The sequence below is a fragment of the Rheinheimera soli genome (assembly GCF_031457405.1).
Classification (GTDB): domain Bacteria; phylum Pseudomonadota; class Gammaproteobacteria; order Enterobacterales; family Alteromonadaceae; genus Pararheinheimera; species Pararheinheimera soli_A.
In genome coordinates, this window is the sequence record NZ_JAVDWR010000001.1 from 521394 (window position 1) to 533060 (window position 11667).

The window sequence follows — 11667 nt, forward strand, 5'->3', positions numbered from 1 at the left end:
TAAAATTATAAACAACTAAAAAGTGAACTCCATGAACATCAAAAATTTATGCGCCGTTGCAGTTGCACTGGCGCTCAGTCCACAGCTGCAGGCCGAACTGCTGATCTCCGAATACGTTGAAGGCTCGTCCAATAACAAAGCAATTGAACTGGTGAATCTGGGCACTCAGAGCCTTGATTTGTCGCAGTACAAACTGCAGATGTTTTTTAATGGCAATAGCACAGCTGCAAATACCATCAACTTAACAGGTACTTTGGCACCAGGCGCTGTCTATGTCATTGCCAATAGTAATGCAGTAGCGGCGTTAAAAGACAAAGCTCAATTGCTGAATAGTTCATCCTGGTACAACGGTGACGATGCGTTGGTGCTCTCCAAGGGCGGGCAGGTGATTGATTCTTTTGGTCAGGTTGGCTTTGACCCGGGCAGTGCCTGGAACTCAGGTGGCGTCTCTACCCTAGATAAAACCTTAAGACGCAAAGCTTCAGTTAGACAAGGGGATACCATCCCTGAGGATCTGTTTGATCCTTCTTTGGAATACGAGCAGTTTGCTCAGGATGATTTCAGCGATATAGGGCTGTATAACGGCTCAGGCTCTACGGATCCGGAAGAACCTGAACCGGAAGAACCAGTATACGTACACGGCCAGTGTGGTGATGTAGCCACCTTTATTTCCGCTATTCAGGGTGAGGCGGATGAATCGCCACTGAAAGGTCAGACTGTTTCTGTCGAAGCAGTAGTTACAGCCAGCTATCAGGAGACCAGTGGCTTAAAAGGCTTTTTTATTCAGGAAGAAATGGCCGATCAGGATCAAAACCTTTTGACCTCTGAAGGGGTGTTTGTTTACGACAACCTGTTTGGTAAATTGGTGTCAGTGGGTGACAAAGTTCGTGTCAGTGCCGTGGTCGAAGAGTCTTTTGGTCAGACTCAACTGGCGAAACTGGTGGACTTAACCGACTGTGGTGAAGGCGAGGATATAGCCGCTGTTGCTGTGACTTTACCTGTCAGCAGTTTAAGCCAGCTCGAAGCGCTGGAGGGGATGAAAGTTCGCTTAACCGAACGCCTGACTGTCACTGATAACTATGGCTTAGGTCGTTACAACGAACTGACCTTATCTTCTGAACGTTTGTATCAGCCGACGCAAATTGCATTACCAGGAGATGCTGCAAAAGCTGTGATGGCAGCCAATAGCCTGAACAAGCTGGTGTTGGATGACGGCTCTAATCTGCAGAATAAAGATCAGGTGTATCCTGCACCTGGTTTATCGGCCAGTAATACCTTAAGGGTGGGTGATGAGGTGCTGCCTTTTGATGCCGTGCTGGGTTATGGCTTTAGTAAATATCGGGTTCACCCTCTGACCGAGCCTGTATTTATCAGCAGCAATCCACGCACAGAGCAACCAGCTATCAGCAAAGGTGATTACCGTATCGCCAGTATCAATGTGCTGAACTATTTTAACGGTGACGGCACTGGTGCTGGTTTTCCTACATCCCGTGGTGCTTCCACTGCTGTTGAATTTGCCAAACAACGCAGCAAAATTATTGCCGCTATTTCGGCCATGAACGCCGATTTAGTTGGTTTGCTGGAAATTGAAAATGATGGTTTTAACGAACAAAGCGCCCTCGCAGATTTAGTCCGTGGTTTAAATGAAGAAGCGGGGGCTGATGTCTGGGCTTTTGTTGATTTTGCCATGCCGCAAGTAGGAACTGACGCTATTACGTCGGCTATTATCTATCGCAAGGACAAAGTCACTCAGGCTGGTCTGGCTGCTATAACCACAGCTGCGCCTTTTGATTATGGCAACAGGCCTCTGATCAGCCAGAGTTTTAAAGTGCAGCAATCCGGTGAGTTAGTGAACTTTACTGTAGTGCACTTTAAATCCAAAGGCAGCTGTCCAGGTAATAAATCTGATCTGGCCAATATAGATTCAGGCGATGGTCAGGGGTGCTGGAACGGTTTACGTTTGCAAGCTGCGACGGCAATGTCCAACTGGCTTGCAGGTTTCCCTACAGGCGTCGAAACCGACAACAGCGTGATAGTAGGTGATTTTAATGCCTATATGCTGGAAGACCCTATCCGGGCTATGAATGATGCAGGTTATGTACAGTTAAGTCAGCAGGCGCATGGCAACAAAGTCAGCTCTTATCAGTTTAATGGTGAGTCGGGCAGTCTGGATCATGTGTTTGCCGCTGGTGATATCAGAAGCCGGGTAGCCGAAGTAACAGAGTGGGCGATCAATGCAGATGAACCTATCATTCTGGATTACAACGAAGAGTTTAAATCTGAAGTAGCCAAAGCCAATTTTTATGCGCCTGGCCCGTTCCGCTCTTCTGATCATGACCCTATGGTGATGTCGGTTTATTTTGCTAAACCTGTAGTGCAGGACCAGTTTTTTACGCTGGACGAGCAGGCAGCTCCGGGCACTGTTGTAGGGCAGATTGTCACCAGTTCTGCTGTGGCTATTAGCCGCTATCAATTGTCAGGTGAACAGGCTGCACTCTTTACTATCAGCGCTACAGGTCAGTTGATAGTAGCTGCTGGTGCTGAACTGGACTATGAAAGCCGTCAGGTGCTGCGTTTTGACTTAACAGTACAAACTGAATCCGGTTTAGTGTCTGAAGCTGCCCGCATTGAAGTACAGCTGAATGATTTACCTGAGTTACCTGTTATTAGCTTAGAAGGTTTACCAGCTGTTATTTCCGATAACATTCGTCCAGGTACTTTGCTGGCGACAGTCAAAGCAGAAGCGACAGGCAACAACGCCAGTATTCAAAGCCTTCAGCTGATCGACGCTGACAAGTACCTGACGTTTAAAAATGGTCAACTGACACTGAAAAAGAAACTGAACGCTAAACATCAGCCTGAACTTAAATTCAGCATCAAAGCGACAGACTCTTTGGGGGTCAGCACCACTGTGACTTATGCCATTGAAGTGAAAGATAGCAAAGGTAATGCGGTAGTACAGTGGGTGATTTCTGTGATTACTGCTGTATTGGGTTGGTTATTTGGTTAACCTCTGCCTGAATCAGACCAGAGTATATTGAGACAGCCACCTGCGGGTGGCTGTTTTTTTGGCTGCTTATCGGGGTTATTTTGTGTTACAAGGAACCTAATAGGTTAGCCAGAGTCTGGTTGATTCAGATCCAAAGCTTTCATGCAGATCAACTGCTTAGTAAAAGGAAAATAGTCAGGTGAAACAACAGTATTGGGTAGGGCTTATGAGTGTTGTTGTGCTTCTTGCCGGATGTTCTTCAACACCCCACAAGCGCTCTGACGCAAAGGCGGTATTTAAAGCCTGCGTACATCCGGATCAAAGCAAACAATTTAGCTACCGCAAAGGCCGCCCTATGCAAATAGAACACAAAGTGATGATGCAGCGCATGGCCACAGAGCGGCAAATGCAGTGGCGCTCTGCTCGTCCCGCCAATGCCGATCGTTATGATAAAGAGATGGGAAAAGGCCCTTTGTATAATGAACTGGCTGAGTTAATGCAAGCAAAACAGTTTTGTAAAGAAGGCTACTTTGAACTCGACAGCAGTTTTGAGCATGGTTACGAGCGGATTATTGGTGAATGTAACGACAGCGCGACAGAGCAGGAGATGAAAAAACTGCCGATGTGTGGCCCGGCTGACAGGCTATAGCAGGTGCTGTGCGTCAGCCAACTGAGATAAGCTGCTATGAATGATAGTAAGTCATCTGTTTAGTGTGGGGTCCGTATGCAACTTTCTGATGTGGTTATTCTTAGCTGTGCGCGCACTGCTATTGGCAGTTTTGCCGGCGTTTTATCTTCATTAAGCCCTACAGACTTGGGGATTGTGGCGGCTAAAGCGGCCATCAGCCGAAGTGGTGTGACGGCAGAGCAAATCGACCATGCCGTTTTTGGCCATATTATTACAACCGGAACAGAGGATGCGTATTTAGCCCGCCATTTAGCGCTGAATTCGGGTTTGTCTGTGACCAGTGCTGCATTTAATGTCAACAGGTTATGTGGTTCTGCCTTACAAGCCGTGATTTCTGCAGCCCAGTTGATCCAATTGGGGCAAAGCCAGGTGGCTTTGGCCGGTGGCGCTGAAAGTATGAGTAACGGTGCTTATCTGCTACCAGGGGCTCGTAGAGGGTTACGCCTCGGTCATGCTGCTGTGACAGATCTAACCCTGGGAATTTTGTCCGACCCTTTTGGTACTGGTCATATGGGCCTGACTGCTGAAACTATTGCAGCTCACTATGGCTTTGGCCGCGGTGAGCTTGATGCTTTTGCCGCTGAAAGTCAGCGCCGTGCCGCTTATGCGCAGCAGCAAGGTTACTTCGACCAACAAATTGTGCCTGTAGTGGTTCAGTCCCGCCAGAACGAATTCCAGGTAAAACAGGATGAACATATAAGGCCGGATACCACAGTGGAGAGTTTAAGCCGCCTCAAAGCTGCATTTAAAAAAGACGGTCTGGTGACAGCAGGTAATGCCTCCGGCTTAAATGATGGCGCCGCCGCTTTGGTGTTAACCAGTGTCAGTGAAGCCAATCGTCTTGGCGTCAAAGCCGCAGCCCGTTTAATAGGATATAGTTTTGCCGGAGTAGAACCCGCTCTGATGGGGCTTGGGCCTATACCCGCAGTGCAAAAACTGCTGAGTCAGACCGGGTTTTCGTTGCAGCAAATTGATGTGATTGAGTCGAATGAAGCTTTTGCATCACAGGCTATGGCCGTCAGCCAGACCTTAGGTTTTGACCCGGCGAAAGTAAATCCAAACGGCGGAGCTATAGCACTGGGTCATCCGGTTGGAGCGACTGGGGCTATTTTAGTGGTCAAAGCTTTGGCCGAGTTACAAAGAACTGCCGGGCGTTATGGTTTGATCACTATGTGTATTGGCGGCGGGCAGGGTATAGCTTTATTGATTGAACGACTCTGATAAAAGAAACCCCGGTTTAGCTTTTCTCCATAAAAGGACTCAAAAGTCTGAACCGGGGTTCCAGGGGACTCATCAGAAGTGGTATTTCAAACCTGCGGCAAAACGTGTGGTTTTAATATCTTCATCACCAATGCCTGAAGTTTCTACTTCAGGCGCCATATAGTCAGCACTGACGATCAGAGCCAGTTTTTCTGTCAGAGCATAAGTTGTCAGAGCTCCTATTGTTGGCGCAGTGCCTGAATCTAATCTGCTGTGACTGAAACCACCCATGAATTCCGGTGCAACAGAGGATAATTTTGTGTCTACATGCATCAGGCCAAAACGAGCACCAAAAGCCCAACCCGCAATCAAAGGATCCGTCAGATACTGAGCTGTTAAACCCAAAGCTTTGGTTTCGATAAAATGCTGCGTATCATAGCTGCCTGATTCAGTGACCAATAGACCCGGGCCTGCAAATACCTTGCCAAAATCTGTATAGCTTAAGTTCAGTGACCAGTTAGAGCTGAGTTCATAACCCAAAGTAACAGAGGCTGAACTGTCGCTTTCTGAAAAACTATCTGTTTTTTGTTGTGCTGCGCCTAAATCCACCGTCAGATTTAATGCATCAGCCTGAGCTGCTACCTGCTGGGAAAGTAGTAAAGTAGGTAATAAAAACAATAAAATGCTGTAGTTTTTCATCAAAATCCCTTTGGTTGATAAGTATCTTTCCAGTGCAATATCACAACTGAAGTGCCTGAGCCATGGTTTGAGCCCAGTTGGGGTCTGGAGTGTAAATTAATTAACTCATTAATGTAAATTGTTGTTTTTAAAAGGTTGTAATTTTTTATTGTTCCGGAATGGAGATGAATAGCATGGAAGGCAACACTATCAGTACAGTCGCAGTAAGCCTGAACAGATAAACACAAAATCCAGCACATCAGTTGCAATAAAACACCTTTGCGGATCTGTTAGTATTTTGGGCACTTGTTGTATCGAAACGGGCTTCCATCGCTTCTAGATATAGGGATGTCGGCTAAACCAGGCTTGCAGGAATTCAATAAACAAATTTAATCGCGGTGGCGTGAATTGTCTCACCGGGTAAAGCGCGTACAGTGTCATCCTGGGTTTTTGTTCGGCCTTAAGCACTTCAACTATGTCACCCGCTTGCAGCGCCTGATGACTAATAAAACGCGGGATAAAACCGACCCCCATACCTTGCTTAACCATCTCCAGTAAAAACACAGAGCTATTGGCCTTCAGATTACCGCTGATGGGAATGTCGTTTTTCCCCACAGGCCAGATATGTTTGTGGCGAAAATAGCTGTACTCAAAGCATTGATGATGAAGCAAATCCTCAGGGCAACTGATGGGACCATGACGGCTTAGATACTGGGGCGATGCACAAATGGTGTAACTAAACTGCGTAATAGTTTTACCAACATAGGCCGAGTCAAATGTTTGGCTGGCAACCCGTAAACCCAGATCAAAATTATGCTGCAACAGATCCTGTGCTTCGTCACTTAAATGCACGTCCAACTCGATTTGCGGATACTGGCGCATAAATTCGGCAAGGGCCGGTGCCAGAGTGGTTAGCCCCAGCGCCATGGCCGCATTAATTCTAAGTTTGCCTTGTGGTACTTGTTGCTGTTCCTGAATACGGGCTTCGGTATCCTCGATCTGGCGCAAAATATCCCGGCAACGCTGTACATATTCTTCTCCGGTTTGCGTCAACTGCAATCTGCGGGTTGATCGCTGTAGTAAGCGGGCACCTAAGCTCTGTTCTAATGCACTTATCTGCTTACTGAGCATGGATTTACTGACAGCGTTTTGCCCGGCAACTTTACTGAAACTACCCAATTCCGCTACCCGTACAAACAACTGCATCGCTTTTAATTTGTCCACATTGTTTCCTTCTGGGAAATAAAGTTGTTCCATTGTAGTCATTTATTCACTTAGTGGGCATAGCTATATTGAGGTTGCTCCTGTTTTGTGGAGTGCATAACGACGAGGACCCATTATGTACACTTTGTATTTTTCACCCGGAGCCTGCTCGCTGGCTATTCAGGTTGTTTTGCGCGAACTTGGTCAGCCGTTTGAGCTGGTTAACAAAGCCAGCGTGGCTGTTTATCAACGGATTAATCCGGTTGGTGCAGTACCAGCGCTTGCTGTCGAAGGTAAAGTTCTGACTGAAGGCGCGGCTATCATTTTGTATTTGTTAGAAAAACATGCCAACGATTTACTGCCAGCCAGCACAGAGGCACGCCAGAAAGCTATTGAACACCTGATGTTTGCCAATGCCACTTTACATCCGGCTTACAGCAAGTTGTTTTTCCTCAGCAGCGAATTAGCTGAGGGCGAGATTAAAGAGCTGGCGATGGCAACTGCTGCTAATCACATCTGCAAGCTTTGGCAGTTAGTAGAAACAAAGCTGCAGACACAGCCTTATCTGGGTGGGCAACAGTACTCTGTCGCCGATATTCTGCTGGCTGTGTATGCCAATTGGGGGGCGTTTTTTTCTGTTGCTATCAGCATTGGCCCTCTCAGCCAGGTCATGATTGCCAAAGTTCAGGCACTGCCCAGCTATCAGGCTGCTCTGGTTGCTGAGCAGCAAGCAACATGACCATAGTGACTGAACAGGTCAGCGATTTCCAGGCAATTACAGCGCTGCTGGAACAATACTTTGATGCTTTACATCGGGCAGATACAGAGCTGCTAAGCCGTATCTTTGATGATGAGGCGCATTTGTATGCGCCTGGGGTGCGACGCAGCAAAAAACAGTGGCTGGATTTAGTCGCAAGCAGGCCGGTGCCGGCGCAGTTGGCGCACCCTTTTGCATATCAGATTTTGTCTGTTGAACTGGCCGGAGAGCAAGCCATGGCAAAAGTACGCTGTCCATTATTAGGCAGGCAGTACATCGATTATCTGGGGTTACTGCAAGAGCAGGGCAGTTGGCGTATTGTCGCCAAGCTTTATGCTGACAACCCTTTTACTGATCCCAACCACAATTAGGAGCTAAATATGCCATATGTAAATATTAAAATAACCGACGAAGGAGTAACTGCGGAGCAAAAGCGCAAGCTGGTGCAAGGGGTGACTCAATTGTTAGTTGATGTGCTGAACAAAGACCCCAGTACTACCTTTGTGCTGATTGACGAAGTAAACACCGACAACTGGGGAGTTGGTTATCAACTTGTGACAGAGCTGCGCCTGGCCGCCAGGCACTGATAATAAAAAGGGCCGCTGTTTTTGGAAAAACAGAGTGCCCTTGAGTTGTTTCGCTGTCTTGATCTTGCTCTGGACGTTATCGTCGAAGCCGTTGCTGATTAATATGGATTGTAGTTGATCCTTATCAGTATTTGCCTGATGAAAAGCGACTAAACTTCGTTTATCTTCATTCCCTGACTCAGGACTTTTATGCGTTGTTACTCGGCCGAACAAGCACTTTCTTTGATCCAAAACGACGAAACCATTTGGTGCCATTCGATGGCAGCAACTCCCTACAGCATGCTCAATGGCCTTGCCCGTGTTGCGTTGGAAAAACAAAACCTGACCTTACTTAGCCTGCATACAGAACACAGCGAAGCTTTATGTTCACCGGATTTAAAAGGCCATTTGCGCCAGCGGGTGTTTTTTGTTGGCAGGCCCAGTCGTCCTGCTGTGAATGCGGGGCTGGCGGATTATGTACCTGCCTTTTTATCGGAAATTCCTAAGTTATTCCGCAGTGGGGAACAAAAGCTCGATACCGCTATTATTCAGGTATCGCCGCCGGATAAACATGGCTTGTGTAGCCTTGGTATTTCAGTGGAAGCCACCAGAGCGGCTTTGCAGTCTGCGAAAAAAATCATAGCGCAAGTCAATCCGAATATGCCCCGTACTCATGGCGATTCTTTTGTGCATCTGAAAGATTTTGCGGCATATGTTGAACTGGAGAGTCCAATTCCTTTGCATTTACCTGCAGTTGTTGATCCGGTGACAGCTCAGATAGGCCGTCATGTGGCAAGTTTAGTGCGCGATGGCGATTGCCTGCAAATGGGCATTGGGGCTATTCCTGACGCCACTTTGGCTTGCCTTGGCGACAGGCAGAATTTAGGTATTCACACCGAAATGTTTTCTGATGGCGTTTTGCCTTTGCTGGAAAAAGGTGTGTTCACCAACTGCAATAAGAAAAAACACCCTGGCAAAATAGTCACTACTTTTGCGATGGGCAGTCAGGCTTTGTATGACTTTGTGGATGATAACCCTGAAGTGGTGTTTTTAGATGTGGCTTACACCAATGACACTGCTGTGATCCGGCAGAACCCACAGGTGATGGCAATCAACAGTGCGTTGCAGGTGGATTTATCCGGACAGGTCTGTGCTGATTCACTGGGAACCCGCATTTATTCAGGAGTGGGCGGGCAGATGGATTTTGTTCGTGGTGCCGCTTTGTCTGAAGGCGGACGTTCTGTTATTGCTTTACCAGCCACAGCAGCTGGCGGCACTTTATCCCGTATCAGTTCTTTACTGGCACCTGGCGCTGGGGTAGTGACCACCCGGGCTCATGTGCATTATGTGGTGACAGAATTTGGTGTGGCAAACTTGCGGGCGCGCAGCCTGACTGAAAGAGCCAGAGCTTTAATTGATATAGCGGCCCCCCAATTTCGGGAACAATTAGCTAAAGCCGCTTATGAAGATTGGGGTTTAGTCATTTAAGTGAAAAAACAAAGCCCTGAGCTGTAATTTCAGGGCTTTGTGTATCTGGCTAAAAAGAGTTTTTTAAACCTATGTAGAGTCTGGTATTTGTGATATCAGTGCTTTCGCCTTCAAAGCTCATGTCGTACCGCAGGTAGTCAAGGCCCAAAGTAAGATCCCATTTTTCGGTGAATGCATACTGAGCCAGTAAACCTGCTGCCAGATCAGTTCCTTTATCAGACAAAGCTGTCAGACTGACATCAGGTGAAAGATGTGCTGTTACATTTACATCAGCATCCCAGCGTATCAAGCCTAAACGGCCGCCAAAGGACCAATTCTCAACCTGGCGTTCAGTCAGGTACTGGGCAAAAAGTCCTATACCTGTAGTATCCAGAGACAGGGTGGCATTATAAGTATTGTTGTCTCCTGGCAGCGTTGTGCCGAAACTCAGCACATCTGCTTCACCTGAATCCGTATAGTTCAGCACTACAGACCAGGTGGGGGTGATTTGATAACTCAGGCCAGCAGAGAGTGAGGTGGCATTACCAGATTCGCCATCTCCGGATTGTCGTGTTGCGCCGACATCTGCGGTGACGGCTATGTTTGACGGCGCGGCGAATAAAGCGGGCGCAGCAGAAAATAAAGGTAAAAGCAGTAGTAGTTTCAGAGCAGTTTTCATCGAAGTTCCTTTTATGTTTACTCCCTTTTACACTCTAAATTTAATTGGATTGTTTTGTAAATTATTTTCTTCTTAAGCTGCTAACTATTTAAGTCATAAAGAGTTTTATCCAGAATAAGCTCAAAGCCCAATCCGCCAGATCAGGCTTTGTTTTATACTGCTTACATTGAACAAATCAAAGTCCAGCTGCTGTCTGAGCCTGGTATGGACTGAGTCCACCAGTTGGCGCGATAGACTTTATTCTGATAGGACAGATAATCGCCTTGACTGGCATGGCTGGGCTGACCGCTCCAGTCTTTTTGCGGCCAGTTGGGGTAGGCAAAAATCTGAGCTGGATCCAGACCAGCACAGCCCGGTGTTGTAACTTCTGCTGGCTTTAAATCCAGATTCACAAAGTGAGTGTTATTACTCAGATAAAAGCGGTTTTGACTGGCGTTTGGCTGCACTGTGATCAGGGCATTTTGTTGCAAACCAATCTGCAGCAAAGCGCTGTGCTGAGTATTGATCAGGTTCGCTAAATCTAACGCCCATTGCTGATTGATTACAGCAGTTTCTGTGATCAACAGACTTTGCTCCATCAGTTCCTGACCTGAGCTGTCAAATACACGCACTACCGCAGTTTCACCTGCAGAGCCTGTCTGCCCTGAAGTTAAATAGGCTCCTTTATCAAACCAGACAGGTTCTGGATCCGGGTCTGTGTTGCTATTAACCAGCAACACATCTGAGCAGTTATAAAAGCCTTCTCCGGCTGCGTCTTCTCTTTGCCAGCGGGTATAAAGTACTGCTTTGCCCTGACGATCAGCAGGCAAACTGATGTTCAGCAGATAATAGCCCGCTTGTGCTGTGATATCCGCTTGCTGATGAATTAACTGTAATTTATCCCAGCTTAAAAGTTCTGTGGCCGGATCATAATCGGCGCTGGATAAATACACTTGCCAGTAGCTGGGGTTATGTGGAGTTGTGGCTTTAAATTTCAGTTGCAGGCTGTTTTGCTGGCTTAGATCAATAGTGCTGTAGTGCCAATGCGCTGAAGGTGCATCCATACCGGCTTTGCGGGCATCGCCACCAGCACAAAGCAAGCCTGTGGTCAGTTTGGCTTTTACTGCGTTGATATCCTGATAGTTGGCTACATTGCTGGAGAATTCGTGGTGCTGGCTCAGAGGGTATTCGCCGGATTGCACAAAAGCGGCACGACAGGCGAGGTTGGGTATGCCAGAGCCGTCAGCAGGCCACCAGTAACCGCCATCTTCTTTACAAATTTGCTGTCGGGCTTTGGGGTATTCGACATACCCATGGGCCTGACTGTGAAAAGAACAGAGCAGGGCAAGTAAGCTCAAAGTTCCGGTGAAGAGTTGTGATTTTTTCATAACAGATCTCCTTAAAAGGCGCCGGAGTCAATCCGGCGCTGCGAAGGCTAAAGAAATTCGCTTTGGTGCAAGC

Annotated in this window: 11 protein-coding genes; 7 read left to right on the forward strand and 4 right to left on the reverse strand. The window is 47.3% G+C overall.

Annotated elements, in window-relative coordinates:
- Positions 1 to 31: 31 nt before the first annotated feature.
- From J2W69_RS02360 to bktB, 3 genes are all read left to right on the forward strand, one after another.
- Positions 32 to 3010: an ExeM/NucH family extracellular endonuclease gene (locus J2W69_RS02360; RefSeq protein ID WP_310274181.1), complete on the forward strand. Its 2979-nt coding sequence runs from the start codon at positions 32 to 34 to the stop codon at positions 3008 to 3010.
- A 178-nt stretch (positions 3011 to 3188) separates the two neighbouring features.
- Positions 3189 to 3638 carry a hypothetical protein gene (locus tag J2W69_RS02365; protein WP_310274183.1) on the forward strand — a complete coding sequence of 150 codons (450 nt, stop codon included), beginning with the start codon at positions 3189 to 3191 and terminating at the stop codon, positions 3636 to 3638.
- Between the two features lie 75 nt (positions 3639 to 3713).
- Positions 3714 to 4898 (forward strand): beta-ketothiolase BktB, encoded by a 1185-nt coding sequence (gene bktB / locus J2W69_RS02370; protein ID WP_310274186.1) that lies wholly within the window; start codon positions 3714 to 3716, stop codon positions 4896 to 4898.
- A 72-nt stretch (positions 4899 to 4970) separates the two neighbouring features.
- On the opposite strand, the gene J2W69_RS02375 is transcribed toward bktB, so the two are convergent.
- Both J2W69_RS02375 and J2W69_RS02380 read right to left on the reverse strand, forming a co-directional pair.
- Positions 4971 to 5576 carry an outer membrane beta-barrel protein gene (locus J2W69_RS02375; protein WP_310274188.1) on the reverse strand — a complete coding sequence of 202 codons (606 nt, stop codon included), beginning with the start codon at positions 5574 to 5576 and terminating at the stop codon, positions 4971 to 4973.
- 315 nt (positions 5577 to 5891) lie between these two features.
- Complete coding sequence (locus J2W69_RS02380; RefSeq protein ID WP_310274190.1) at positions 5892 to 6779, reverse strand: LysR family transcriptional regulator; 888 nt, start codon at positions 6777 to 6779, stop codon at positions 5892 to 5894.
- 115 nt (positions 6780 to 6894) lie between these two features.
- Here J2W69_RS02380 and J2W69_RS02385 point away from each other — a divergent pair, with 115 nt between their 5' ends.
- From J2W69_RS02385 to J2W69_RS02400, 4 genes are all read left to right on the forward strand, one after another.
- A complete protein-coding gene (locus tag J2W69_RS02385) occupies positions 6895 to 7497 on the forward strand; it encodes a glutathione S-transferase family protein (RefSeq protein WP_310274192.1) in 603 nt (200 codons plus the stop codon).
- Positions 7494 to 7886 (forward strand): nuclear transport factor 2 family protein, encoded by a 393-nt coding sequence (locus tag J2W69_RS02390; protein ID WP_310274194.1) that lies wholly within the window; start codon positions 7494 to 7496, stop codon positions 7884 to 7886. The genes J2W69_RS02385 and J2W69_RS02390 overlap by 4 nt, the downstream gene beginning before the upstream one ends.
- 9 nt (positions 7887 to 7895) lie before the next feature.
- Positions 7896 to 8102 (forward strand): 2-hydroxymuconate tautomerase family protein, encoded by a 207-nt coding sequence (locus tag J2W69_RS02395; protein WP_310274196.1) that lies wholly within the window; start codon positions 7896 to 7898, stop codon positions 8100 to 8102.
- A 189-nt stretch (positions 8103 to 8291) separates the two neighbouring features.
- Positions 8292 to 9569 carry an acetyl-CoA hydrolase/transferase family protein gene (locus tag J2W69_RS02400; RefSeq protein WP_310274198.1) on the forward strand — a complete coding sequence of 426 codons (1278 nt, stop codon included), beginning with the start codon at positions 8292 to 8294 and terminating at the stop codon, positions 9567 to 9569.
- Between the two features lie 49 nt (positions 9570 to 9618).
- Here the strand turns inward: J2W69_RS02400 and J2W69_RS02405 are convergent, their stop codons facing one another.
- Both J2W69_RS02405 and J2W69_RS02410 read right to left on the reverse strand, forming a co-directional pair.
- Positions 9619 to 10227: an outer membrane beta-barrel protein gene (locus tag J2W69_RS02405; RefSeq protein ID WP_310274200.1), complete on the reverse strand. Its 609-nt coding sequence runs from the start codon at positions 10225 to 10227 to the stop codon at positions 9619 to 9621.
- A 161-nt stretch (positions 10228 to 10388) separates the two neighbouring features.
- The gene (locus J2W69_RS02410; RefSeq protein ID WP_310274202.1) at positions 10389 to 11594 is read right to left on the reverse strand and encodes a lytic polysaccharide monooxygenase; all 1206 of its coding nucleotides are present in this window, start codon (positions 11592 to 11594) and stop codon (positions 10389 to 10391) included.
- Positions 11595 to 11667 lie beyond the last annotated feature (73 nt).

Excerpts from the sequence above, each read along its gene's own strand:
- J2W69_RS02360 (WP_310274181.1), top strand. The coding sequence starts at position 32 with ATGAACATCAAAAATTTATGCGCCGTTGCAGTTGCACTGGCGCTCAGT.
- bktB (WP_310274186.1), top strand. The coding sequence starts at position 3,714 with ATGCAACTTTCTGATGTGGTTATTCTTAGCTGTGCGCGCACTGCTATT.
- J2W69_RS02375 (WP_310274188.1), bottom strand. The coding sequence starts at position 5,576 with ATGAAAAACTACAGCATTTTATTGTTTTTATTACCTACTTTACTACTT.
- J2W69_RS02385 (WP_310274192.1), top strand. The coding sequence starts at position 6,895 with ATGTACACTTTGTATTTTTCACCCGGAGCCTGCTCGCTGGCTATTCAG.
- J2W69_RS02390 (WP_310274194.1), top strand. The coding sequence starts at position 7,494 with ATGACCATAGTGACTGAACAGGTCAGCGATTTCCAGGCAATTACAGCG.
- J2W69_RS02395 (WP_310274196.1), top strand. The coding sequence starts at position 7,896 with ATGCCATATGTAAATATTAAAATAACCGACGAAGGAGTAACTGCGGAG.
- J2W69_RS02400 (WP_310274198.1), top strand. The coding sequence starts at position 8,292 with ATGCGTTGTTACTCGGCCGAACAAGCACTTTCTTTGATCCAAAACGAC.
- J2W69_RS02405 (WP_310274200.1), bottom strand. The coding sequence starts at position 10,227 with ATGAAAACTGCTCTGAAACTACTACTGCTTTTACCTTTATTTTCTGCT.
- J2W69_RS02410 (WP_310274202.1), bottom strand. The coding sequence starts at position 11,594 with ATGAAAAAATCACAACTCTTCACCGGAACTTTGAGCTTACTTGCCCTG.